24 protein-coding genes are annotated in these 24,458 nt (G+C 70.3%); 14 read left to right on the forward strand and 10 right to left on the reverse strand.

Annotation, left to right across the window (positions count from 1 at the left end):
- Positions 1–21: 21 nt before the first annotated feature.
- From AC1RCS_RS20845 to modA, 4 genes are all read right to left on the reverse strand, one after another.
- Positions 22–1,728, reverse strand: a complete 1,707-nt coding sequence (locus AC1RCS_RS20845; protein WP_492245771.1) for an EAL domain-containing protein — start codon at positions 1,726–1,728, stop codon at positions 22–24.
- A 95-nt stretch (positions 1,729–1,823) separates the two neighbouring features.
- Positions 1,824–2,927 carry a molybdenum ABC transporter ATP-binding protein gene (gene modC / locus AC1RCS_RS20850; RefSeq protein ID WP_218341668.1) on the reverse strand — a complete coding sequence of 368 codons (1,104 nt, stop codon included), beginning with the start codon at positions 2,925–2,927 and terminating at the stop codon, positions 1,824–1,826.
- Positions 2,928–2,938: 11 nt separating this feature from the next.
- Positions 2,939–3,622, reverse strand: coding sequence for a molybdate ABC transporter permease subunit (gene modB / locus AC1RCS_RS20855; protein ID WP_218293791.1), 684 nt, complete (start codon positions 3,620–3,622; stop codon positions 2,939–2,941).
- Positions 3,623–3,697: 75 nt separating this feature from the next.
- The gene (gene modA / locus AC1RCS_RS20860) at positions 3,698–4,405 is read right to left on the reverse strand and encodes a molybdate ABC transporter substrate-binding protein (RefSeq protein WP_255594618.1); all 708 of its coding nucleotides are present in this window, start codon (positions 4,403–4,405) and stop codon (positions 3,698–3,700) included.
- A gap of 311 nt (positions 4,406–4,716) precedes the next feature.
- Between modA and AC1RCS_RS20865 the strand changes: the two genes are divergently transcribed.
- Positions 4,717–5,532, forward strand: a complete 816-nt coding sequence (locus AC1RCS_RS20865; RefSeq protein WP_492245770.1) for a TOBE domain-containing protein — start codon at positions 4,717–4,719, stop codon at positions 5,530–5,532.
- Positions 5,533–5,702: 170 nt separating this feature from the next.
- On the opposite strand, the gene AC1RCS_RS20870 is transcribed toward AC1RCS_RS20865, so the two are convergent.
- Positions 5,703–6,884 (reverse strand): helix-turn-helix domain-containing protein, encoded by a 1,182-nt coding sequence (locus AC1RCS_RS20870; protein WP_492245769.1) that lies wholly within the window; start codon positions 6,882–6,884, stop codon positions 5,703–5,705.
- 205 nt (positions 6,885–7,089) lie between these two features.
- Between AC1RCS_RS20870 and AC1RCS_RS20875 the strand changes: the two genes are divergently transcribed.
- From AC1RCS_RS20875 to AC1RCS_RS20905, 7 genes are all read left to right on the forward strand, one after another.
- On the forward strand, positions 7,090–7,560 hold the full coding sequence (locus tag AC1RCS_RS20875) for a (2Fe-2S)-binding protein (protein WP_218293798.1): 471 nt from the start codon (positions 7,090–7,092) through the stop codon (positions 7,558–7,560).
- 14 nt (positions 7,561–7,574) lie between these two features.
- Complete coding sequence (locus AC1RCS_RS20880) at positions 7,575–9,962, forward strand: xanthine dehydrogenase family protein molybdopterin-binding subunit (protein ID WP_492245768.1); 2,388 nt, start codon at positions 7,575–7,577, stop codon at positions 9,960–9,962.
- A gap of 11 nt (positions 9,963–9,973) precedes the next feature.
- Positions 9,974–10,765 carry an FAD binding domain-containing protein gene (locus AC1RCS_RS20885; protein WP_492245767.1) on the forward strand — a complete coding sequence of 264 codons (792 nt, stop codon included), beginning with the start codon at positions 9,974–9,976 and terminating at the stop codon, positions 10,763–10,765.
- A gap of 111 nt (positions 10,766–10,876) precedes the next feature.
- Complete coding sequence (locus tag AC1RCS_RS20890; protein ID WP_492245766.1) at positions 10,877–11,815, forward strand: AAA family ATPase; 939 nt, start codon at positions 10,877–10,879, stop codon at positions 11,813–11,815.
- 11 nt (positions 11,816–11,826) lie between these two features.
- Positions 11,827–13,041: a vWA domain-containing protein gene (locus tag AC1RCS_RS20895; RefSeq protein ID WP_492245765.1), complete on the forward strand. Its 1,215-nt coding sequence runs from the start codon at positions 11,827–11,829 to the stop codon at positions 13,039–13,041.
- A gap of 58 nt (positions 13,042–13,099) precedes the next feature.
- Positions 13,100–13,738 carry an SRPBCC family protein gene (locus AC1RCS_RS20900; protein WP_218293804.1) on the forward strand — a complete coding sequence of 213 codons (639 nt, stop codon included), beginning with the start codon at positions 13,100–13,102 and terminating at the stop codon, positions 13,736–13,738.
- 101 nt (positions 13,739–13,839) lie between these two features.
- Positions 13,840–14,922, forward strand: coding sequence for an XdhC family protein (locus tag AC1RCS_RS20905; protein WP_218293805.1), 1,083 nt, complete (start codon positions 13,840–13,842; stop codon positions 14,920–14,922).
- A 30-nt stretch (positions 14,923–14,952) separates the two neighbouring features.
- Here the strand turns inward: AC1RCS_RS20905 and AC1RCS_RS20910 are convergent, their stop codons facing one another.
- From AC1RCS_RS20910 to AC1RCS_RS20930, 5 genes are all read right to left on the reverse strand, one after another.
- Positions 14,953–15,645 carry a glutathione S-transferase family protein gene (locus tag AC1RCS_RS20910; RefSeq protein WP_218341660.1) on the reverse strand — a complete coding sequence of 231 codons (693 nt, stop codon included), beginning with the start codon at positions 15,643–15,645 and terminating at the stop codon, positions 14,953–14,955.
- Between the two features lie 180 nt (positions 15,646–15,825).
- The gene (locus AC1RCS_RS20915) at positions 15,826–15,996 is read right to left on the reverse strand and encodes a hypothetical protein (protein WP_162995995.1); all 171 of its coding nucleotides are present in this window, start codon (positions 15,994–15,996) and stop codon (positions 15,826–15,828) included.
- Between the two features lie 153 nt (positions 15,997–16,149).
- Positions 16,150–17,037: a transglutaminase-like domain-containing protein gene (locus AC1RCS_RS20920; protein ID WP_218341721.1), complete on the reverse strand. Its 888-nt coding sequence runs from the start codon at positions 17,035–17,037 to the stop codon at positions 16,150–16,152.
- Positions 17,038–17,408: 371 nt separating this feature from the next.
- On the reverse strand, positions 17,409–17,777 hold the full coding sequence (locus AC1RCS_RS20925; RefSeq protein ID WP_218341659.1) for a hypothetical protein: 369 nt from the start codon (positions 17,775–17,777) through the stop codon (positions 17,409–17,411).
- Positions 17,778–17,809: 32 nt separating this feature from the next.
- Entirely contained in the window at positions 17,810–18,562 is a 753-nt protein-coding gene (locus AC1RCS_RS20930; RefSeq protein ID WP_218293808.1) for an IclR family transcriptional regulator, read from the reverse strand.
- 97 nt (positions 18,563–18,659) lie between these two features.
- Between AC1RCS_RS20930 and AC1RCS_RS20935 the strand changes: the two genes are divergently transcribed.
- From AC1RCS_RS20935 to AC1RCS_RS20960, 6 genes are read left to right on the forward strand one after another with little or no spacing between them, the layout of a single operon-like run.
- Positions 18,660–19,484, forward strand: coding sequence for an SDR family oxidoreductase (locus tag AC1RCS_RS20935; RefSeq protein WP_218293809.1), 825 nt, complete (start codon positions 18,660–18,662; stop codon positions 19,482–19,484).
- 54 nt (positions 19,485–19,538) lie between these two features.
- On the forward strand, positions 19,539–20,873 hold the full coding sequence (locus AC1RCS_RS20940) for a flavin-containing monooxygenase (RefSeq protein ID WP_218341658.1): 1,335 nt from the start codon (positions 19,539–19,541) through the stop codon (positions 20,871–20,873).
- Between the two features lie 31 nt (positions 20,874–20,904).
- Positions 20,905–21,834: a bile acid:sodium symporter family protein gene (locus tag AC1RCS_RS20945; protein WP_218293811.1), complete on the forward strand. Its 930-nt coding sequence runs from the start codon at positions 20,905–20,907 to the stop codon at positions 21,832–21,834.
- A complete protein-coding gene (locus AC1RCS_RS20950; protein ID WP_492245764.1) occupies positions 21,831–22,823 on the forward strand; it encodes an SDR family oxidoreductase in 993 nt (330 codons plus the stop codon). Before AC1RCS_RS20945 ends, AC1RCS_RS20950 begins: the two co-directional genes overlap by 4 nt.
- Positions 22,820–23,740 (forward strand): EamA family transporter, encoded by a 921-nt coding sequence (locus tag AC1RCS_RS20955; protein ID WP_218293813.1) that lies wholly within the window; start codon positions 22,820–22,822, stop codon positions 23,738–23,740. Before AC1RCS_RS20950 ends, AC1RCS_RS20955 begins: the two co-directional genes overlap by 4 nt.
- A 32-nt stretch (positions 23,741–23,772) precedes the next feature.
- Positions 23,773–24,411, forward strand: a complete 639-nt coding sequence (locus AC1RCS_RS20960) for an ABC transporter ATP-binding protein (protein ID WP_492245763.1) — start codon at positions 23,773–23,775, stop codon at positions 24,409–24,411.
- The last annotated feature ends 47 nt before the right edge of the window (positions 24,412–24,458 follow it).

The raw sequence follows: 24,458 nt of genomic DNA on the forward strand, positions 1-24,458 counted from the left end.
GGGGGGCCGCCTTGGGGGTGGTCATGTTCCGGGCACCCAGGGCGCCGGGCCCCGCGCGGAGGCCGTGGGCGCGCGCGCCGCCGTCGCGGTACCCTTCGCGGGCACCAGCTCCTGCAGCGCGGCACGCCGGGGCTGCATCTGCGTTTCGTGCCAGGCGGGCACGTCCGCCGCGGGCATGGGGCGGCTGTACACATAGCCCTGGATGCCGTGCAGGCCCACTGACCGCAGGATGCGCAGTTCCTCTGCGGTTTCAACGCCCTCCACCACCACGGACAGCCCAAACTCCTGCGCCAGCGTGCCGATGTGCCGCAGCAGCGACTGGCGGCGCCGGTCCTGCGGCAGCTGCTGCACGAACAGGCGGTCGCATTTGATGCCGGCGATCGGCAGGTCGGCCAGCATGCCCAATGACGAGTAGCCCGTGCCAAAGTCGTCCATCACCACCGCCACGCCCAGGGTGCGCAGGCGCTGCATCGCGGCCACCATCTGCGCGCCCAGCGCGATGATGGCGTGCTCCGTCAGCTCGAGCTTGAGCGCGCGGGGCGGCAGGGCGCGCTGGGCCAGTTCGCCGCGCAGCCAGGGCACGAAGCTGTCTTCCAGCAGCGTGAGGGGCGCCACGTTCACGCTGATGGTGACGTCGTGCAGGCCCTGGGCCTGCCAGGACTTCACGCAGTCGAGCGCGTTGGCCAGGATGGTGCGGTCCACTTCGACCGTCCGGCCCTGCAGTTCGCACACCAGCAGGAACATCTCGGGGTTGATGGGCCCCAGGGTCTTGTCGGTGATGCGCAGCAGCGCCTCGAACTGCACGCCCTGCTGCCGGAAGTCCAGGATGGGCTGGAAGTGCAGCGCCAGCCGTTGCGGCCGCAGCAGGCTGGGCAGGTGGTCGGCGATGAGCGACAGCTGCATGTCGCGCTCGGGGTTCTGGGTCATGTTGGATACCCGCATCATCGACAGGCCCCTGCGCAGCAACTGCTGGCGGCCGGTGTCAAACCGCATGTTGCTCAGCTGTTCCATGGCCAGGGCGATGCCGAACACCAGCACGCTGCCGAGCAGCGCATGGCTCTCGGGTTCGCCGCGTGGCGTGCGGGCGTGCAGGGCAAAGGTGTTGACCAGCAGCCAGTGCAGCAGCAGGATCGCGGCCCCGCACAGCACCTTCTCGTCCCACGACTGGCGGCGGTAGCGGGGGGTGAGCACGCTCAGCCTGGCCGAGCGGTGGCGCATGGACGTGACGGTGGCGATGCCCATGGCGATGGTGAAGGCCAGCGCGATGGCCGTCCAGTTCACCGAGGCGAAGTCCTGCACCTGGTCCCGCGTGATCGTGAAATGCGCCACCAGCATGCCGACGGCCAGGCACAGCCCCGCCACCGCGATGCGCGCCTTGCTGGCACCGGTGCTGAGCGTGGGAATCGTCAGGCGCGCGCTGACCACCATGATGATCAGCCCGCTCAGGGCGGGCACCAGGTCCAGCGCCGCGGCGTGGTGCGCCAGTTCCGCATACATGAACAGGCCGACCACATCGAGCGCCCAGACGATGCAGCCGATGCACAGGGCCGCGTGCGACGCGCTGATGCGCCGGCTGGACGGATCGACCGAAAATGCCGTGTGCTCCACCAGCCGCTGGCAGACATGCACCACCAGCGACGCGAACAGCCAGAACAGCAGGCACTGGAGCAGCGGCGGAAACCCCACCGCGAACGCCTGCGCTGCGTTGTGCCAGATTGAAACCACCATGTCCCGCCCTCGTTGTGGAGGGGCATCATACGACCGTTGGGCGGCCGGTCCGGCGCCTCGCGGCACATCCCTGGACAGTGTCGGCTGTCCGACACTCAGTTGACGATGGCGATGCCCTTGACCTGCGCGAAGACCGCCTTGCCGGGCGCCAGCGCCAGTGCCTGGGCCGAGCGCTGGGTGATGCGCGCCAGCAGCCGCGTGGGCCCCAGATCCAGCGCCACCATGAGCTGCCCGGGGCTGTCCTCGGCGACCTGGGCCACGGTGGCGGGCAGGACGTTGAGGATGCTCGTGTGTGCCGGTTCGGTGAGCGCCAGGCTCACGTCGCGTGCCTGCACGCGCAGGCGGATGGGCTCCCCGGCCGCGCGCGCCACCGGGCTCACCAGCAGCAGCCGCCGCCCCGCGAACGCCACCGTGGTGACATGGTCGTCCGGGTCGTGCCCGAGCACCTCGCCGTCGATCACCGTGGCCGCCGCATCGCCATGGGCCAGGGGCAGGTCCAGCCTGACGATGAGCTCGTGGGTGCTGCCCTGGGCCTGCACCCGGCCCGCCTGCATCAGCACCATGTGGCCCGCCAGCCGGGCCACCTCGTCGATGGAGTGGCTGACGTAGAGCACCGGGATGTCCAGCGTGCGGTGCAGGCGCTCCAGGTAAGGCAGCACCTCGGCCTTGCGCTGTGCGTCCAGCGCGGCCAGGGGTTCATCCATCAGCAGCAGGCGCGGACTGGTGGCCAGGGCGCGGGCCATCGCCACGCGCTGGCGTTCGCCGCCCGACAGCGCATGGGGCTTGCGGTCCATCAGCGGGCCGATGCCCAGCAGCTCCACGGCCTGCTCCAGCGCCACCTTGCGGCGCGCGGCGGGCGTACGCCGCAGGCCATAGCCGATGTTGCCGCGCACGCTCAGGTGGTCGAACAGGCTGGCTTCCTGGAACACATAGCCCAGCGCGCGCTCGTGCGTGGCGCGCCAGACCCGCAGCGCATCGTCCTGCCACACCTCGCCGTTGACTTCCACCCGGCCCGGTTGCGCCCGCGCCAGCCCCGCGACGGCGCGCAGGCAGGTGGTCTTGCCGCAGCCCGAGGGCCCGAACAGGGCCGTCACGCCACGCCCCGGCAGGCGCAGGTCCACGTCCAGCGTGAAGCCGGGGCGCTCCAGCTTCAGCCGGGCGGTGATCTGCGGGGGGAGCGTTTCGTCCTGGGGTGCCATCGTGCCGGCCCTCATTGCACCATGGACGCCGGCCGGTGCCGCGTGAGGTTCAGCCCCAGCAGTACGACGAACGAGAACAGCACCATGCCGCCGGCCAGCCAGTGGGCCTGTGTGTATTCCAGCGCCTCCACATGGTCGTAAATTTGCACGGACACCACGCGCGTCACGCCGGGGATGTTGCCGCCCAGCATCAGCACCACGCCAAACTCGCCCACCGTGTGGGCGAAGCTCAGGATGGCGGCGGTCACGAAGCCCGGGCGCGCGAGCGGCAGCGCCACGGTGAAAAAACGGTCCATGGGCCCGGCGCCAAGCGTGGCGGCGGCTTCCAGCGGGCGCTGGCCGATGGCCTCGAACGCGTGCTGCAGCGGCTGCACCGCGAAGGGCAGCGAGTAGATGAGCGAGCCCGCCACCAGCCCCCAGAAAGTGAAGGGCAGCGTGCCCAGCCCCAGCGACTGCGTGAACTGGCCCACCGGGCCGTGGGGGCCCATCGTGACCAGCAGGTAAAAGCCGATCACCGTGGGCGGCAGCACCAGCGGCAGCGCCACCACGGCCGACACCGGGCCCCGCCAGCGCGACGGCGTGTGCGCCAGCCACCAGGCCAGCGGCGTGCCCAGCACCAGCAGCAGTGCCATGGTGGTGCCCGCCAGGCGCAGCGTGAGGCCGATGGCCGCAAGGTCGGCGCTGGAAAAAGGCATGGGTGGCTGAAAAACGGATGGGGAGGTGAAGGGAAATCGCCGGGGCCACGGCGCCGGCGCGTGTGGGCCACCGGCTCAGAAACTATAGCCGTAGGACCTAATGATGGCGCGTGCCTTGTCGCCGCGCAGGTACTGGAGCAGTGCCGCGGCGGCGGCGCTGTCCTTGCCGGGGCTGAGCAGGGCCGCGTCCTGGCGGATGGGTTCGTGCAGTTCGGCCGGTACCTGCCATGCGGACCCGCCCGTGATCTTGCCATCGGCCATCACCTGCGACAGCGCCACGAAGCCCAGCTGCGCGTTGCCCGTGGAGACGAACTGGTAGGTCTGGGCAATGTTCTCGCCCTGCACGAAGCGCGGCTGCAGCCGCGCGGTGACGCCCAGCTTGTCCATCACCTGCATCGCGGCCAGGCCGTAGGGGGCAAGCTTGGGGTTGGCGATGGCCAGGTGCTTGAAGTCGCCGGTCTTGAGCACGGCGCCCTGAGCGTCCACGGTGCCGGGCTGCGCGCTCCACAGCACCAGCGTGCCGATGGCATAGGTGAAGCGCGAGTTGGCGACGGCCTTGCCTTCCTTCTCCAGCCTGGCGGGGGTGGTGTCATCGGCCGCCAGCAGGATCTGGAATGGCGCACCGTTGGTGATCTGCGCATGGAACTTGCCCGTGGCGCCGAAGGACAGCTCCGCCTTGTGGCCGGTGTCGGCCTCAAACGCCGCGGCGATCTTCTGCATGGGGGCGGTGAAGTTGGCGGCCACGGCGACCGACACGCTGTCGGCATGGGCGGCCTGAAACATCGCAAGGCAGATGGCGGTGGCGGCAAGGGAGCGGGGCACAGGAATGAAGCGGAACGGCATGGCGGCATGGCGCAGGTGCGCTATTCATTAATGGAATAGCGAGAGTATATGAAGCCACGGCGGCCCGGCGCCTGGCGGCAGAAAAAAACGCGCCCCGGACATGTGCTGGCGGGAGATGTCCCTGCGCCAGGTCAACAGGCGGGCCCGTTGCCACTGCCGCGTTGCGCCGGGGCGCGAAGGTGGGGTGGGGGCGGGGTGCGCCGTCCGGTCAGAATCCCATGCCGGCCCTGGCCACCAATCCGATCTTCACCATGCCTTCCTCCCTTTCCATTTCCTCCGCGCTGACCCACGCCCTCACCGACAAGCGCATCGACATCCTGCGGCAGATCGGCGCCACGGGCTCGATCTCGCAGGCGGCCCGGGTGGTGGGGGTGAGCTACAAGGCGGCCTGGCAGGCGGTGGACACCCTGACCAACCTCGCGGGCAGCGCGCTGGTGGCGCGGGCCGTGGGTGGGGCGGGGGGCGGCGGGGCGCGGCTGACCGAGGCGGGGCAGCAGTTGCTCGCCGCCGCCGATGCCATGGCCCAGGCGCGCGGCGCGGTGCTGTCGCGCTGGCAGGCCACGCCCCATGCCGGGCCCGCGCTGGCGCGGCTGGCCGTGCGCACCAGCATGCGCAACCAGTGGCCGTGCGTGGTGCGGCGGCTGGAGGTGCAGGGGCAGATCGTGCGGGTGCACCTGGCGCTGGAGACCGGGGAGGGCGGGGGCGGCGCCCTGGCGGCGGGCGTGCTCATCTCGCGGATCACGCGCGAGAGCGCCGAACTGCTGGGCCTGCAGACCGGGCTGGCGGTGCAGGCACTGTGCAAGGCCACGGCGGTGCGGGTGGAACGCCTGGCGGGCCCGCGCACCGAGACCGGCACGCAGGGGACGGAGGAGCCCGCCCGCTGCCGCCTGCCGGCCAGGGCGGTGCGCGTGGTGCGCGGCGCGTCGGGCGACGAGGTGTCCGCCGAACTGGCCGCGGGGGTGCGGATGGTGGGTTTTGCCCCCGCGGGCAGCGGACTGCGCGCCGGCAGCAAGGTGGTGCTGGTCGTCGATGACAGCGCGGTGGTGCTGGCCCTGGCGGAGGTCTGAGGCGGGTGCAGGGCGGCCGCTGGGGGCCGCCGACAGGCATGCTGGCGGGATTGCTATTGTTTGAATAGCTGCAGCCGCTTGTGTGACAAGCGCGGTGCGGCATTTTCGTGCATGAACGCAGTCCTTGTGCCGGGCCTGACTGCCTGCGTGCCGGGCCCGAAGACCCGCCCTCAGTGCCCCCTCGGGGCCCCCAGCTTGCGGTACACGGTGGCGCGGCTGATGCCCAGGGCGCGGGCCGCCTCCGCCACGTTGCCGCGGGCATCCTGCACCGCCTGGCGGATGAGGGCGGTTTCCGCCTCGCGCAGCGGCGCGGGGGCCGCTGCGCCGGCAAGGCGCGGCCCATTGGCGGGCAAGGTGGCCTGCGCGCCCGGGGGCGCGGCCGCGAGGCCGTGGACACCCGCCGCGCGCGTGCCGTGGTGCGCCAGCCCCTGCAGCCGCAGGCCGGACCACAGGGGCAGATCCAGCGGCCTGGCCGCGCCGCGCTGGCGGGCGGCGTCGAACAGCAGGGTCCAGGGCAGCGCGATGAGGTCACCGCAGTGCAACGGGCTGCCGGGCGCGCGCAGGGGCTGGGGCAGCAGCTGGCGGGCCACGCTGTTGCTGCCGATCACATAGCCATCGCCATCCAGCGCCACCAGGCCGTCGCCTTCGGCGCCCAGCGGGCAGCCGGGCCAGTTCAGGCGCAGCAGCAACGCATGGGGCATGTGCAGCAGCAGCGCGTCTTCCATGGCGCGGGCCGAGCGCGCCACCAGGTGCCGCAGCTCGGGGCGCTCGGGCACGTCCACGCCGGTCAGGTCGAGCATGCCCATGCAGTGGCCGTGCGGATCGAACAGCGGCGCGCCCGCGCAGCTGTAGCTGGCGTTGTCGTCAAAGAAGTGTTCGCCCCGGTGCAGCCAGACGGGCTGCAGCTCGGCCAGCGCGGCGCCGATGGCCGTGGTGCCCACCGCGGCCTCCGAGAGGTCGATGCCCACGCGGCCGATGGCGCGGGCGCGCGGGTCGCGGCGGTCGAAGGTGCCCTGCACATCCACCACGATGCCGCGCGCATCGGTCAGGATGGCGAAGTAGCGCATGCCCGCGATGGCACGGGTGAGCTGTGCGAGCACCGGCCGCGCGGCCTGCAGCAGGGGGTGGTTCTGTTCCCGGCTGCGGCGCAGCGCGGGGGCGCTGACCATGTCGAACGCCACGTGCTGCGCGGGGCGCAGGCCCTGGGCCAGGCAGCGCTGCCACGATCGCGTGATCCAGGGCTCCACATCGGCGCGCGCGGGGACCGCGCCATCGGCCAGCAGCGCATGGCGGGCCTGCGCGATCAGCGCGTGGCGGTCGGCGGCCGGCAACGGCGGTGCAGCGGAAAGCATCGGACAGACCCCTGGGACGTGGAAGGCGGAGCGGCGCGCGGAACGCCGTGCGCATGATGCGCCGGTGTGCGGCGCAACATGTTTCATTTTGAGAATATCCCGCGCGCACTCCCGTGAATCTAGGGTTCTCCCTAGGGGTGGGGCCGGGGGGCAGGCAGAAGATTCAACGGCCTATCCAGCCAAAACTCTTCCAGGAGACAGCCAGATGCAAGTCCAGTTCACGGTCAACGGGCGCGCTGCCAGCGTTGACGTCCCGCCCAACACCCTGCTTGTCCATGCGCTGCGAGAGCACCTGCTGCTCACCGGCACGCACGTGGGCTGCGACACCAGCCAGTGCGGCGCGTGCACCGTGCACGTGAACGGCCGCGCCGTGAAGTCCTGCGCCATGCTGGCCGTGCAGGCCCAGGGCGCCGAGGTGCAGACCATCGAGGGCCTGGCCGCCGCGGACGGCACCATGCACCCCATGCAGGCGGCGTTCAAGGAATGCCACGGCCTGCAGTGCGGCTTCTGCACGCCGGGCATGGTGATGAGCGCGGTGGACCTGTGCAAGCACCATCCCCAGGCGAACGAAGGCGAGATCCGCGAGCTGCTCGAAGGCAACATTTGCCGCTGCACCGGCTACCAGAACATCGTGCGCGCGGTGCAGGTCGGCCAAAAAGCCATGGCATCGGCATAAAAAGGAGAACGACCATGGGTGCATCCGACTTTTCCAAGCTGCCGCACATCGGCGAATCGCTCAAGCGCAAGGAAGACTACCGCTTCCTCACCGGCGCCGGCCAGTACACCGACGACGTGGTGCTGGCCGCGCAGAGCCATGCCGTGTTCGTGCGTTCGCCGCATGCGCACGCGCGCATCAACAGCATCAACGTGGACGCCGCCAAGGCCGCGCCCGGCGTGCTGGGCGTGTTCGTGGGCGCCGACGTGGCGGCCGACAACATCAACGGCCTGCCCTGCGGCTGGCTCATCACCAGCACCGACGGCCAGCCCATGAAGGAGCCGCCGCACCCCATCCTGGCGCAGGGCAAGGTGCGCTATGTGGGCGACCACGTGGCCATGGTGGTGGCCCTCACGCAGCAGCAGGCGCGCGACGCGGCCGAGCTGGTGGAGGTGGACTACGACGTACTGCCCGCGGTGGTCAGCGTGGCCGATGCCGCCGCAGGCACGGTGGCCGGCGCAGGCCTGCACGACGCGGCGCCGGACAACCACTGCTACAAGTGGGCCATCGGCGACAAGGGCGCGGTGGACGCGGCCTTTGCCAACGCGGCGCATGTGACGCAGCTCGATCTGGTCAACAACCGGCTGATCCCCAACGCCATGGAGCCGCGCACGGCCATCGGCAGCTACAGCCGCGCCAACGACGAGTACACGCTGTACGTGAGCAACCAGAACCCGCACGTCGAACGGCTGCTCATGACGGCCTTCGTGATGGGCCTGCCCGAGCACAAGGTGCGCGTGATCGCGCCCGACGTGGGTGGCGGCTTCGGCTCCAAGATCTTTTTGTACGCCGAGGACGTGTGCCTGACCTGGGCGGCCAAGAAGCTCAACCGCAACATCAAGTGGGTGGCCGACCGCAGCGAGTCCTTCTTGTCCGACGCGCATGGCCGCGACCACGTGAGCCATGCCGAGATGGCGATGGACAAGGATGGCAAGTTTCTGGCCATGCGCGTGCACACCGACGCCAACATGGGTGCGTACCTCAGCACCTTTGCCAGTGCGGTACCCACCATCCTGTACGCCACGCTGCTGGCGGGCCAGTACACCACACCGCAGATCTATGTGGAGGTCGACGCCTGGTTCACCAACACCGCGCCGGTCGATGCCTACCGCGGCGCGGGCCGGCCCGAGGCCACCTACCTGCTGGAGCGCCTGGTCAGCCGCTGCGGCTGGGAGATGAACCTGCCTCAGGACGAGATCCGCAAGCGCAACTTCATCACCAGCTGGCCCTACCAGACGCCGGTGGCGCTGCAGTACGACGTGGGCGACTACCACGCGTGCATGACGCAGGCGCAAGAGCTGGCCGACGTGGCGGGCTTTGCGGCGCGCAAAGCGGCCAGCGAGGCCAAGGGTTTGAAACGCGGCATCGGCTACAGCAGCTACATCGAGGCCTGCGGCATCGCGCCGTCCAACATCGCAGGCGCCCTGGGTGCGCGCGCGGGCCTGTTCGAATGCGGCGAGGTGCGCGTGCACCCCACCGGCAGCGTGACGGTGTTCACCGGCTCGCACAGCCACGGGCAGGGGCACGAGACCACCTTTGCGCAGGTGGTGGCCGCGCGCCTCGGCATTCCGGTGGAGAACGTGGACATCGTGCACGGCGACACGGGCCGTGTGCCGTTCGGCATGGGCACCTACGGCTCGCGCTCCATCAGCGTGGGCGGCGCGGCCATCATGAAGGCGCTGGACAAGATCGAGGCCAAGGCCAAGAAAATCGCGGCGCATTTGATGGAGGCGAGTGACGCCGACATCGACTTCAGCGGCGGTGAATTCACGGTGCGCGGCACGGACAAGAAGATCCCGTTCGGCCAGGTGGCGCTGACGGCCTACGTGCCGCACAACTACCCGCTCGACAAGCTCGAACCCGGGCTCAACGAAACAGCGTTCTACGACCCGACCAACTTCACCTTCCCCGCTGGCACCTACATCTGCGAGGTCGAGGTAGACCCCGCCACCGGCAGCACGCGGGTGGACAGGTTCACCGCCGTGGACGACTTCGGCACCATCATCAACCCGATGATCGTGGAAGGCCAGGTGCACGGCGGCCTGGTGCAGGGCATCGGCCAGGCTCTGATGGAAAACTGCGTGTACGACCGCGAGACGGGCCAGCTGCTGACGGGCAGCTTCATGGACTACGCCATGCCGCGCGCCGATGACTTCCCCGAGTTCAAGCTGGGCCATGTCTGCACACCCTGCACGCACAACCCGCTGGGCACCAAGGGCTGCGGCGAGGCCGGGGCCATCGGCTCGCCGCCGGCGGTGATCAATGCGGTGCTCGACGCGCTGCACCCGCTGGGCGTCAAAGAGTTCGACATGCCCGCATCACCGCACCGCGTGTGGGAAGCCATCCAACAAGCCAAGGCCTGAGGAGACACACCATGTACGCCTTCACTTTTGAAAACCCATCGTCCACTGCAGCCGCCGCGCAACTCATCGCCCAGGGCGGCAAGCTGCTGGCCGGTGGGCAAAGCCTGCTGCCGTCGATGCGGCTGCGCCTGGCCAATCCCGAGAAGATCGTCGACCTGAACAGCATCGCCGAGCTGGCCGGCATTTGCCGCGAGGGCAACGCGCTGGTCATCGGCGCCATGACGCGCCACATGGACGTGGCGAACAGTGCAGAGGTTAAAAGCGCCATCCCGGCGCTGGCCGACCTGGCCGCCCACATCGGCGACCGGCAGGTGCGCGCGCGCGGCACGCTGGGCGGGTCGGTGGCCAACAACGACCCGGCGGCCTGCTACCCCAGCGCGGTGCTGGGCCTGGGCGCCACCATCGTCACCAACCAGCGCGAGATCGTGGCCGATGACTTCTTCGTGGGCATGTACACCACGGCGCTGGAAGAGGGCGAGATCATCACCGCCATCCGCTTCCCCATCCCGAAGCGCGCGGCCTACCTGAAGTTCAAGCAGGCGGCATCGCGCTTCTCGCTGGTGGGCGTGTTCGTGGCGCAGACCGATGGCGGCGTGCGCGTGGCGGTGACGGGTGCGGCCAGCAGCGTGTTCCGGCACGCGGGGCTCGAGGCCGCGCTGAACCAGAGCTTCACGCCCGCATCGGCGGCGGCGGTCAGGATTGACGCGGGCGATCTCAACGCGGACATCCACGCGAGCGCGGCCTACCGCGCCAACCTCATCAGCGTGCAGACCCAGCGGGCGGTGGCGCAGATGCTGGGCTGACGGGCGGGAGAGTGCCCGCTGCCGCTGTCCGGCATCCAGGAGCGGGTGTTTGAATGAAATTGGCCTCCAGCGCTTGTCTGTCAAGCGCTGGTAGCTATTAAAAATATAGCGATGAACGTTTCCCCTGCTGCGCCCGTGACCGCGCCCGCGCTGTCCTCCATCGATGCCCTGGTGCTGGCCCTGCAGGGCGTCGGGTACTTTGCCGACCGGCGGCTGGCCACGGCCGTGTTCCTGGCGCTCCAGCTGCAGCGCCCGCTGCTGCTGGAAGGGGAACCCGGCGTGGGCAAGACGGCGCTGGCCCAGGCACTTGCCAAGGTGCTCTCGCGCAGCCTGATCCGCCTGCAGTGCTACGACGGGCTGGAGCAGCGCGAGGCGCTGTACGAATGGAACTACGCGGCCCAGCTCTTGCACATGCGTGCGGCGGAAGGCCAAGGCGGTGCCGACATGGCGCAGGTGGAGCGCGAGGTGTACCAGGACCGCTACCTCATCCGCCGCCCCCTGTTGCAGGCGCTGCAGGCCCCGGCGCCTGGCGCCGTGCTGCTCATCGACGAAGTGGACCGCGCCGACGAGCCCTTCGAGGCCTTCTTGCTCGAATACCTGGGCGAGTACCAGGTGAGCATTCCCGAGATCGGCACCGTGCGCGCCACGGCCACGCCGGTCACCCTGCTCACCAGCAACCGCACGCGCGACCTGCACGACGCCGTCAAGCGCCGCTGCCTGTACCACTGGCTGGACTACCCCGAGCGCGAACGCGAGCTGGCCATCGTGCGCGCCCAGGTGCCGGGCGCCAGCGACGCGCTGGCCGTCCAGGTGGCGGATTTTGTGGGCCGCCTGCGCAGCCAGCCGTTCGCCAACGCCTTTCAGCGCGCGCCGGGCATCGCGGAGAGCGTGGAGTGGGCCAAGGCGCTGGTGGCGCTCGACACCATCGTGGTGGACCCGGAAGTGGTGTCCGACACCGCCGGCATTTTGTTCAAGCAGCGCGAGGATGTGGCGGCGCTCACGCGCGACATGGCGGCGCAGCTGCTGCAGCCCGCCGAGACGGATGCGTGAAGGCTCGCGCCATGGCTGAGGGCATGACGATCTCGCAGCTGGGGGATGCCCGCACCGGCAAGCTGGCCGACAACCTCACGGGTTTTGGCCGCACGCTGCGCCGTGCCGGCGTGCCCGTGGATGCGGCCCGCATGGCCCTGGCGCAACAGGCCGTGATGCTGATGGGCGTGGGGCGGGAGGACTTCGGCGCCGCGCTGGAGTCCGTGCTCATCAGCCGTGAGCAGGACCGGCAGGTGTTCCGCGAGCTGTTCGACGCCTATTTCAAGAACCCCGGCATCGCACAGAAGCTGCTGGCCCAGATGCTGCCCAGTGCCGAGTCCAGGGCCGAGCCCGCCAAACGCCGCCCGCGCGTGAGCGAGGCGCTGGCCCCGGTGCGCGCCGCGCGCGATGCGCCAGCGCCGCGCGAGGACGACAAGATCGACCTCGACGCCGCCATGACCGCCAGCGACCTGCAGCGCCTGCGGCACGCCGACTTCAACCAGCTTTCGGCCAGCGAATACAGGCTGGTGGAGCGGCTGGCGCGTGAAATTCCCTTGCCCCTGCCGCGCTATGCGGCCCGCCGCACCCGCCCGGGCACGCGCGGCGGGCGTCCCCACTGGCCGGGCGCCATGCAGGAGGCCGCGCGCACGGGCGGCGAGGTGCTGCGCGTGCCTTTGCTGCAGCGGCGCCGGCAGCCATTGCCGCTGTGCGTGCTGGTCGATGTGTCCGGCTCCATGGAGCGCTACGCGCGGCTTTTGCTTGCCTTTCTGCATGCCGCCACCGCGCCCCGCCACGCAGGCGCGGGCCTGCGCCGCGACGTGTTCGCGTTCGGCACCGGCCTCACCGACCTCACGCCCGCGTTCCGCCTGGCCGATACCGATGCGATGCTGGAGGCGGCCAGCCAGGCGATCCCTGACTTTGCCGGCGGCACGCGCCTGGGTGACAGCCTGGCCCGGTTGCGCGTGCAGCACGCGCGCCGGCTCGTGGGGCGGCGCACGCTGGTGCTGCTGGTCAGCGACGGGCTCGATACCGGCGCGCCCGAGGTGCTGGAGCGGGAGCTGGGCTGGCTGCGCCGGCACTGCGGCCGGCTGCTGTGGCTCAACCCCCTGCTGCGCTTCGAGGGCTATGCGCCCACGGCGCGTGGCGCCGCGGTGCTGCACCGCCAGGCCCACGGCATGGTGGCCGTGCACAACCTCAGCCGCCTGCAGGACCTGGCTGGCAGCCTGGCCGAAGTGCTGCGCCAGTGAGCGCGTGGCCCGCACGCGCACAGCCCCCCCATTGTTCAGGAACCCGGAGGACTCCACCATGGAAATGCAAGCCAGCCGAACCCTCGCCGTCAGCCAGCAGCAGGCCTGGGACGCACTCAACGATCCCGAGGTGCTCAAGCTGTGCATCCCTGGCTGCGACAAGGTCGAGCCCACGGGCGAGCACCAGTACAGCGTGGCGATGGCGCTCAAGATCGGCCCGGTGTCCGCCAAGTTCGCGGGCAAGATCACGCTCTCCGAGATCGTGCCGCCCGAAAGCTACACCATCGCCTTCGACGGATCGGGCGGCGTGGCCGGGTTTGGCAAGGGCAGCGCCCAGGTCAAGCTGGTGCCGCTGCCGGCCGATGCGGCCGGGCAGGACAGCTGCGAGCTGCACTACACCGTGCACGCCACCGTGGGCGGCAAGATCGCCCAGCTCGGCCAGCGTCTCATCGATGGCGCGGCCAAGGGCATGGCCGAGGATTTCTTCAAGCGCTTTGACACCGAGATGCAGCGCCGCCATCCGCGCGCGCCCGTGGCCGACGACCCCGAGCCCGGGGCGGGGGGCGGGGGCGCCGTTGCGGCGTCGGGCGCGCTGGCGGCATCGGCGGGTGAGGACAATCCCCCCAGCGGCATTCCGGTCTGGGTGTGGGTGGTGGGCGCGGCGGCGCTGGTGCTGTTAGCGTGGTGGTGGAACTGAGCCCCTGCAGGTTTTGAGCCCCGCCCGAGGCGCCGCGCGCACCCTGTGTGGGCTGCGGGGCCGGAGGCAGGGGCCGTAGAAATGAATGGGCAACGAAGCAAATGGAAAACCTGGATGTGATGGTGCTGCGCACGCTGCAGGGCTGGCGGGCCGCGGGCCGGCGGGCGCTGCTGGCCACGGTGGTGCGGACCTGGGGCTCCTCGCCCCGGCCGGTGGGTTCGATCATGGCGCTGTGTGAAGACGGCTCGGTGGTGGGATCGGTCTCGGGCGGGTGCATCGAGGACGACCTGATCGACCGCCACACGCGGGCCTATGCGCAGGCGGCGGCGCAGGCCGGCACGGGCGATGGCGGCGATCGGCGCATTCCGAGCGGACCTCCCGCGTTTGTCAAATACGGCGTCACGGCCGACGAGGCGCACCGGTTCGGGCTGCCCTGCGGCGGCACGCTGGAGCTGCTGCTGGAATACGACCCCGACCCGGCCAGCCTCCGCGAGCTGATCCTTGCGCTCGAGGGCGGGCGGCTCATGCAGCGCACCGTGCGCCTGGCCGACGGGCTGGCCACCGTGCAGCCCGCCGCTGCCCCCGCCGAGCTGGCGGTGGACACCCGGCAGCTGACCAACACCTTCGGCCCGGAGTACCGGATGCTGCTGATCGGCGCCGGCCAGCTGGCGGAATACCTGGCCACCATGGCGCTGTTCAACGGCTTCGCGGTCACGGTGTGCGACCCGCGCGAGGAATACCGTGGCAGCTGGAACGTGCCCGCGGCCACGCTGGTGAGCGGCATGCCCGACGATGTGGTGCTGGCCTTCAGGCCCGACCGGCGCAGTTGCGTGGTGGCGCTCACGCACGACCCCAAGCTCGATGACCTGGCGCTGCTGGAGGCGCTGGACACCGAGGCGTTCTATGTGGGCGGCATCGGCTCGCGCCGCAACAACGAAGCGCGCCGTGCCCGGATGATGGAGCATTTCGGGCAGACCGCCGAGAGCCTGGCCCGCCTGCGCGGCCCGATCGGCATCTACATCGGCAGCAAGACGCCGCCCGAGATCGCGGTGAGCGTGATGGCTGAAATCCTGGCCGTGAAGAACGGCGTGGCCCTGCCGCGCGACGTGGAGGTGGCGCAGGCCAAGAACGAGCGGGAACTGGCGCGGAACGACCCCGGGCCGCTGGTGTGCGGGCTGCGCTAGCGCGGCCCGCCCCTTCCCGCCGTGGCGCCGTCAGGCGGCGCCCATCACCACCGGCCCGCCCTTGGCGATGCCGCGCTGGTACGCCGGGCGTGTCTCCATGCGCTGGCGGTAGGCCTGCAGGCGCGGGCAGTTGCCGGCCGTGCTGGCGCGCGAGAGCGCGGCTTCCACCGCGAAGCTCATCTGGAAGTCGGCCATGGTGAGGTGCTCGCCCGCGAACCAGGTGTGCCGGCCCAGGTGCTCTTCCATGAAGGCCAGCGCGGTGGCCACGTTGGGGTCGATCACCTTGTCCTGCACCTTGCCGCACAGCGCCCGGGCGATGGGCTTCACGAAAAAGGGCATGGGCTGCGTGGGAATGGTCATGAACACCAGCTTCATCACGAGCCAGTTCATGAGCGAGCCCTCGGCGTAGTGCATCCAGAACCGGCACTGGCGGTATTCGGGCGTGCCGGGGGCGGGCTGCAGGTGGGCCAGGTCCCCGCTGGCGCGGGCGCCGTAGGTTTCCACCAGGTATTCGATGATCGCGGCGGATTCGGCGATCACCTCGCCGCCGTCGGTGATCACGGGCGACTTGCCCAGTGGATGGATCTTCTTGAGCTCGGGCGGGGCCAGCCGGGTGGCCTTGTCGCGCTGGTAGATCTTGAGCTCGTAGGGCACGCCCAGTTCTTCCAGGAGCCACAGGACGCGCTGCGAGCGCGAGGTTTCGAGGTGGTGAACGGTGATCATGGGCGGATTAGAACCTGTCCACGGCGGTTCGGGGCCGGGTTGGTGTCGCCTGCACGATGTTCGCGCCCGCAAGCCTGGGGGGCCTTGCCCGCGCCGGCCCTGGCGGGGACCAGAAAGCAAAAAGCCCTCTGGCGAGGGCTTTTGCGGGGGCCGGCGCAGCCGGCCGTGGCGATCTGGCGATCAGCCGCCCTTCTTGGAGCGCTTGCCGGGGTTCTTCTTGCTGCGGGTGGCAACACCGCGCTCCAGGCTCACGCGCTGGCCGCGGCCAGGGGTGGCGAGGGTGTAGCCGGGCACCGGCGTGGGCCGGGGGGTGCGCTTGCGGTCTGCTTCGGTGACGATCTTGTTGCCCATGGTAGGTCTCTGAGATAGTGGAAAAAAGAGTGATATTAGGCCACAGCCGGGGTGGGGGGGCTTCCCGGCCACCGCCATCCGCCCCCCGGACCCAGGGGTTTGGCGGCCCATGGGGCGCGAAAAAGCACGGTGCGTAGGCGCACCGGCACCCCTTCACGGCGCGATGAAACCCGCCGCCACGCCCGCACCGTGGTCGGTGGAGAGCGCATCGGTGCAATGGCCGGGCAGCACGAAACCCCGTGCGGCGTCTTCCACGGCCTGGGTCCGTATCACCGGGGGCTGTGCCCGCACGCCGCCGAAGATGGTGGCGAACGCCACGTCCGCCGCATCGCGGCCGGTGCCAAAGCGCAACAACCCCATGGGTATGGCGGTGCCCGAGGGGTCGAAGATGTACCACCGGTCTCCCAGGTAGGCCTCGACATAGGCATGGAAGTCCGGCGGGCCCAGGGCCGGGTCGGCACCGTAGTCGGTGCCGGTGGTGAAGCGCGCGGGAATGTTCACGGCGCGGCACAGGGCAATCATCAGGTGCGCGAAATCGCGGCACACCCCCACCTGCTCGACCAGGGTATCGACCGCCGAGGTGTTGGAGTTGGACGTGTTCGAGGTGAACGCCACATGCCGCTGGACCCAGTCCCGGATCGCCTGCACGCGGCTGTGGCCTTGCCAGAGCCCGCCAAACTCGTTGAGGGCAAGGCGCAGCAGGCGGTCGGACTGGCAGTACCGGCTGGGGTAGATGTACCCCATGACTTCCTGCGGCAGGCGCCGCACGGGGACCTCCGCCAGCTGGGAGGGGTCGGTGCGGTAGTGGGTGATGTCCACCGTGGCGGAATACGACACTTCCAGGATGCCGGGTTCGCCGTGCAGGCGCAGATAGCGGTTGCCGGTGGCCGGGTCGGTATGGATGTTGTGGGGAATGTCCTGGTTGATGACGAGCCGTTCGCTGCTGACCGCCTGGCTGGGCGTCTGTGCGGCATGGATGTTGAACACGAAGTCCGCGCCGTACTGGTCGATCTCATAGCTCAGGTCGATCTGCAACTCCATGCGCACCCGGCCGTGGCCCTGGTGGATCGCCGGCGCGCGCGCCACCGGGCTGGCCGCAGCGGGCTGGGTGGAGGGCGGCAGCGAGGGAAGAGTGGCTTCACCGCCCTGCGCCAGGGTGTTTTCACGGCCCGCGCCAGTGGGCAGGGCCAGGGGTGAAGCCGTGCTGCCGCCGCAGCCTCGAAGAAAAGGCTGGGACCGGGCAGGGGCGCGGGACGGGGTGCTTTCCATGGAAATATCCTTCGTGCGCTGCGCGTCGGGGCATCCGACACGGCGGCGTGATCCGAGGATAGGGCGCGGGTCCCGGGGGCGGTGTAGGCGGACGGCCCGCGCTCACGCAGGCATGCGAGGCAGCCCCGCACCGCGCCGCCGCGTCAGTCGATGGCGAACGCTTCGCGCAGGGCGCCGCAGAAGCCCGCATGCCCGCTGAGCGACAGCGTGACCGTGGTCCGGGGAGGGGCCGGGGTGCCGGGCACGGTGGCGATGCGCCCGCTCGCTGCATCGAAGTCCAGCGTCAGCGGCGTGCTCACCTCCTGCACGCCCTGCAGGTCGTATTGCCATTCGCCACCTTCCTCCGAGGGGCCGCAGGCGTCGGGGTACTGCGCGTGGGCCCAGCGCAGCACCTGCGCGATCTCGGCGTGCAGGGCGGGCATCTGCGCGGGCGACACGCTGGCCATGGCATCGAAGGTGCCGGTGCCGTCCGTGTCTTCGCTGTAGTCAAAGTCCAGGTAGTGAAGTGGCATGGGGTGTGGTGTCTCGTGGTTGCGGTCCGGGTTCATGTCCAGGTGCGGGCGAGGGCCTGCGCCGCCTCGCTGAGCCGGGGCACCTGCTGCAGGGCCCGCGCCAGCGGCATGCGCACCGCCGGGGCCTGCAGCGCCACCGCGCTGTGCACGCTGCGCCGCCCCCCCGCCGGCACGGGCACCGCCACGCACACCAGCCCATCCACGAACTCCTCGGCGTCGGTGGCATAGCCCTGGCGCGCGATCTGCTCCAGTTCGGCCTCCAGGGCCTTGCGGTCGGTGAGGGTGGTGGCCGTGTGGCGCGTGAGCGGCAACCCGTCCAGGATGGCGCCGCGCCGCGCCGCCGACAGGTAGGCCAGGAAAAGCTTGCCGCTGGCCGAGCAGTGGATGGGCACGCGGGTGCCCGGCCGCAGCTCCAGGCGCAGCGGAAACGCTGATTCCACGCGGTCCAGGTAGATCACTTCGGCGCCGCTCAGGGCGGTCAGGTTGCAGCTCTCGCCGATGTCGGCCACCAGCTGGCGCAGCACCGCGTGGCGCACGCTTTGCTGCGTGCCCGCGCTCAGCGCGCTTTCGGCCAGCCGCAGCAGGCGGGGCGCCGGGGCGTAGCGGCGCCCGCCCGGTTCGCGCGCGAGCAGCCCGCCGCCCTCCAGCTGGCCCAGCATGCGGTGCACGCTGGGCTTGGGCCAGCCGCAGGCCTCCACCGCATTGGCCAGCGTGAACGGGCGGCCCTGGGCGCACAGGATCTCGAGCAACTCAAAGAGCCGCAGACTGGGGGATGTTTCTGTCATAAATACCGGAATTCGAGACGAATTCATAAATCATTCCGAGATTATTCCGCACTGTGGCTAAGCTGCAAACCCATATCCCCTTGAACAACACATGTCCATGACAGCCTCATTCCAGAACGCGGTACTGACGGGCGCCTGTGGCGGCCTGGGCCAGGCATTGGCGCGGGAACTGATCGCACGGGGCGCCGCGGTGGCGCTGGTGGGGCTGCACCTGCCCACGCTGCAGGCGCTGGCCGCGCTCGCGCCAGAGCGCTGCGCCGTGTACACGCCCGACGTGGCGGACAGTGCCGCCATGCAGGCCATGGCGGCCGACTGGATGGCGCGCGCGGGCGCGCCCGACCTGGTGATCGCCAACGCCGGCGTGGCCGGCGGCTATGACACCGCGCAGGCGGACGACCTGGCCGTGCTGCGCCGCATGCTGGAGATCAACCTCCTGGGCGCCGCCACCACCTTCCAGCCGTTCGTGACCGCGATGCGCTCGCAGCGGCGCGGGGCCCTGGTGGGCGTGGCCAGCATCGCGGGATGGCGCGGCATGCCGGGCAACGGCGCCTATTGCGCCAGCAAGGGCGGCCTGATCCGCTACCTGGAGAGCCTGCGCGCCGAAATGCGCGGCGGGCCCGTGGCGGTGGTCACGGTGAGCCCGGGCTACCTGCGCACGGCCCTCACGGCGGGCAACCGGTTTGCCATGCCCGGCCTCATGGAGCCCGATGCCGCCGCGCGCGCCATGCTGGCTGGCATCGCGCGGGGCCGCACCCACATCGTTCTGCCCGCGCGCATTGGCTGGCTGGCGCGGCTGCTCAACCTCTTGCCCGGCGCCCTGCACGACCGCCTGCTGCTGGGCCAGCCGCGCAAGCCGCGCAGGGGCGAGGCGGGTGCCACGCCGATACCGGGCCTGGCGCCCCCCACCGATCCCCGCGCCTGACCTGCCCATGGCGGGATGGGCCCCAAAAAAATGCCGACAGAAAGCAAAAAAGACATGACACCGGAGACAACCCCCACCGTGGTGGACACCCGCACACAGATCGCGCTCATCGGCGCCGGCCCCAGCGGACTGGCGGCGGCGCGCAACCTGCAGAAGCTGGGCGTGCCATTCCAGGGCTTCGAGGCCCACACGGACGTGGGGGGGCTGTGGAACATCGAGAACCCGCGCAGCACCGTCTACGAATCCGCGCACCTGATCTCCAGCAAGACCACCACGGAGTTCACCGAATTCCCCATGCGCGCCGGCGTGGCCGACTACCCCAGCCACCGCGAGATGCGGCAGTATTTCTTTGATTTCGCGGAGCACTTCGCGCTGCGCCCCCACTACTGGTTCGGCTGCCGCGTATTGAACGTGGAGCCCGCGGGGGAAGGGGCAGCACCCTTGTGGCGCATCACCTGGAGCCAGCACGGGGGGCCCGCGCAAACCGCGCAGTTCAAGGGCGTGGTCATTGCCAACGGCACGCTGGCCGAACCCAGCATGCCGCGTTTCGAGGGCCGGTTCGACGGCGAGTTGCTGCACACCAGCGCCTACAAGAGCGCCGAGCTGTTCAAGGGAAAACGCGTGCTGGTGGTGGGCGCGGGCAATTCGGGCTGCGACATCGCCGTGGATGCGGTGCACTACGCGCGCAGTGTGGATCTGTCGGTGCGGCGCGGCTACTACTTCGTGCCCAAGTACGTGTTTGGCAAGCCCTCCGACACGCTCGGTGGCAAGTTCAAGATGCCGCCCTGGCTCAAGCAGAAGGTCGACAGTATGGTGCTGCAGTGGTTCACGGGCGACCCGGTGCGTTTTGGACTGCCCAGGCCCGACTACAAGATGTACGAGTCGCACCCCGTGGTGAACTCGCTGGTGCTGCACCACCTGGGCCACGGCGACATCCACGTACGGCCCGACATCGCGCGCCTGCAGGGGCACACCGTGTTTTTCAAGGACGGCAGCGCGCAGGACTATGACCTGGTGCTCTGCGCCACGGGCTACAAGCTGCACTACCCCTTCATCGACCACAGCCTGCTCAACTGGCAGGGCATGGCGCCGCAGCTGTACCTGAACATCCTTTCGCCGCGCTTCGACAACCTGGCCGTGATGGGCATGATCGAGGCCAGCGGCATCGGCTGGCAGGGCCGCTACGAGCAGGCCGAACTGGTGGCGCGCTTCTTCAGGGCGCAGGCAGAGGGATCGCCCCGCGCCGATGCGCTGCGCCAGGCCAAGGCCGGCCCGGCCCCCGACCTCTCGGGCGGCTTCAAGTACCTCAAGCTCGAACGCATGGCGTACTACGTGCACAAGGACACCTACCGCAGCGCGGTGCGCGCGGCGTCTGCCGCGCTGGCCTGAATTCCCTCCCCACTATTCCGAAGGGCCCACCATGCTGCCTGTCGACGAAATCCGGCTCAATTTCAATCCCGCATCGCTCGTGGTGCTCAACGTGGTGCTGGGCTTCCTCATGTTCGGCATCGCGCTGGACACGCGCGTGGCCGACTTCAAGCGCGTGCTGCGCATGCCGGGCGCCATGGCGGTGGGCGTGGCCGCGCAGTTCATCGTGCTGCCGGCGGTGACCTTCGTGCTCACGCTGCTGCTTTCGCCCGGCCCCAGCATCGCGCTGGGCATGATCCTCGTGGCCTGCTGCCCGCCAGGCAACGTGAGCAACATCCTCACGCACCGCGCGGGGGGCAACGTGGCGCTGTCGGTGTCGATGACGGCGATCTCCAACGCGCTGGCCATCGTGCTCATGCCGCTGAACTTCGCCTTCTGGGGCGGCATGCACCCCACGGCGGCGCCGCTGCTGCGCAGCATCGCGCTGGACCCGCTGGAGATGGCGGGCCACATCGTGGCCATCATCGGGCTGCCGTTCGTGCTGGGCATCCTGTGTGCGGAGAAGCTGCCCCGCTTCACGCGGCGGGTGCACAAGCCCGTGCGCATCCTGAGCTTCGTCTGCCTGATCGGCTTCATCATCGGTGCGGTGGCGGGCAACTGGCGCTATTTTCTCGACTACGTGGGGCTGGTGCTGCTGGCGGTGGCGCTGCACGATGCGCTGGCCTTCGGCACCGGGTATGCCTGTGCGCGGCTGAGCGGCCTGTCCGACTACGACCGGCGCGCCGTGAGCATCGAAGTCGGCATCCGCAATGCCGGGCTGGGCCTGGTGCTGATCTTCAGCTTCTTCGGCGGCCTGGGCGGCATGGCCGTGGTGGCGGGCGTCTGGGGCTTCTGGGACATCATCGCGGGCCTGGCGCTGGCGGGATGGTGGGGACGCCGGCCGCCCGTGGTGCCCCATGCCGTGCGGGAGGGCGGCGCATGATGGCGCGCATTCTCGTGACCGGGGCCGACGGTTTCCTGGGCCGCGGCGTGGTGGCGGCCCTGGCGCGCGAGGGCGCCCCCGTCATCGTCGCCGCCGACGTGCGCGAAGTGCCCGCCGAGCGCCGCCTGCCCGGCGTCACCTACGTGGTGCAGGACGTGCGCGACCCGGCGCTGGCGCAAACGCTGGCCGAGCACTCCATTGACAGCGTGGTGCACCTGGCCTCCATCGTCACGCCCGGCAAGGGCTCCAACCGCGAATTCGAATACTCCGTGGACGTGCTGGGCAGCCAGAACGTGCTCGACGCCTGCGTGGCCACGGGCGTGCGGCACCTGGTCGTCAGCTCCAGCGGCGCGGCCTATGGCTACCACGCCGACAATCCCGACTGGCTGCGCGAAACGGATGCGCTGCGGGGGAACGAAGTCTTTGCCTATGCGCACCACAAGCGCCTGGTGGAGGAGATGCTGGCGCGCTACCGCACACAGCACCCGCAACTCGCGCAGACCGTGCTGCGCATCGGCACCATCCTGGGCGAGCGGGTGGACAACCAGATCACGGCGCTGTTCGAGAAGCGGCGCCTGCTGGCCATCCGGGGCAGCGCCAGTCCGTTCGTGTTCATCTGGGACGAGGATGTCACCGGTGCCATCGTGCACGCGCTGCGCACGCGCCGCGCCGGGTGCTTCAACCTCGCGGGCGATGGCGCGCTGCCGCTGCGCGAGATCGCGGCGCGCCTGGGCAAATCGGTGTTGGACCTGCCGGCGGGCCTGCTGCGCGCCGCGCTGGCGATGGGGTCGGCCCTGGGCGTGAGCCGCTACGGGCCCGAGCAGCTCGACTTTCTGCGCTATCGCCCGGTGCTGCTCAACACCGCGCTCAAGGAGGTGCTGGGCTACGTGCCGGCCAAGACCAGCAGCGAGGCCTTCGATGCCTTCGTGGCCGCGCGCGAACGCCAGGGGCGTCCGGTGGCGGCGGGCAGCCGCGTGGTGTCCGCATGAATGCCGCCGCGCTGAGCCGGGGCGACCTGCTGCGCGCCTTGGCGGTGGTGGTCATCTGGGGGCTGAACTTCGTGGTGATGAAGCTGGGCCTGCAGGGGCTCAGCCCCATGCTGCTGGGGGCGCTGCGGTTCTCGGCCGCGTCGCTGCCCTTCCTGCTGTTCGTGCCGCGCCCGGCGCTCCCCTGGCGGTTCGTGCTGGGCTATGGGCTGGCCCAGGGCCTGGGCCAGTTCGGATTCCTGTTCCTGGGGTTGCAGCTGGGGATGACGGCGGGCATGGCGTCGGTCGTCATGCAGACGCAGGCCTTCTTCACGCTGCTGCTGGCCGCCCCGCTGCTGGGCGAGCGCGCCCGGCCCTGGCAGTGGTGGGGCCTCACGCTGGCCTTCGCAGGGCTGATGACCATCGGGCTCGCCCATGGCGAAGGCCCCGGGCAGATGACGCTCGCGGGCTTCGTGCTCACGCTGGCGGCCGCCTTCATGTGGGCGGTGTCCAATCTCGTGGCGCGCCGTGCCGCGACGGCGGGGCCGTACGGGCCGTTCCCGTTCATCGTGTGGAGCAGCACGGTGCCGATCGTGCCTTTCTTCGCGCTGGCGCTGTGGACCGATGGCGCGCAGGGCGTGCTCGCGCAGCTGCGGGCGGTGGACGGCGTGGCGCTGGCGGCCGTGCTGTACCTCGCCCTGCTGGCCACCTTGCTCGCCTACACGTTGTGGACGCAGCTGTTGCAGCGCCACCCCGCCGGGCGGGTCACTCCGTTTTCGCTGCTGGTGCCGGTGGTCGGGCTGTGGGCCGCATATGCCTTTCTGGGAGAGCAGCCCGCGCCGCTGCAGTGGGCGGGAGCGGGGGCCGTGCTCTGCGGGCTCGTGGTCAACCAGGCCGGGGGCTGGCTGCGGGCGCGGCGCGCGAGGCCGGCGGCCTCCTAGAATCCCCTCTTTTCTTCCTTTCGCAAGGATGCATGGTGGCCGACAGCGTGGTGTTGCAGGTGCAGGGGTTGCGGTTTGCCTACCCGGAGTGCGCGGTGCTGGAGGGCCTCAGCCTGGCATGGCCCGCGGGGCTGGCGCTGGTGCAGGGCGACGAGAGCACGGGCAAGACCACGCTGCTGCGCGTGCTGGCGGGTGAGCTGGCGCCCCAGGCGGGCGATATCACGCTGCGCGGCGTGCGCCGGGGGGCGGTGCCTGCCGCGGCCTGGCGCGCGCAGGTGTTCTGGCAGGACCCGCGCGCCACGGCGCTGGACCCGCTCACGGTGCGCCAGTGGCTGGGCAGCCTGCCTGCGCACTGCGCGCAGTGGGACGCCGCCGCCCTGGCGGCGCATGTGGAGGGGTTCTCGCTGGAACCTCATCTGGACAAGCCTTTTTTTGCCTTGTCCACCGGCAGCCGGCGCAAGGCGCTGATGGCCGCCGCGCTGGCCAGCGGGGCCGCGCTCACGCTCATCGACGAGCCGGTGGCGGGGCTCGACAAGCCTTCGGTCAGCTACCTCGGTCAGGCCCTGGCCGAAGCCGCGCGCCAGCCGGCGCGGCTGGTGGTGGTGGCGCACTACGAGGCGCTGCCGGGCGTGCCCTGGGACAGCGTGGCGACATTGGCCCGGCCTCGCTAGGGCCTGTCAACACTGTTTTCGCCAGTGCCAAGGCCGGGGCCTTGGCT

This window comes from Acidovorax sp. GW823-FHT01C06 (assembly GCF_058798375.1).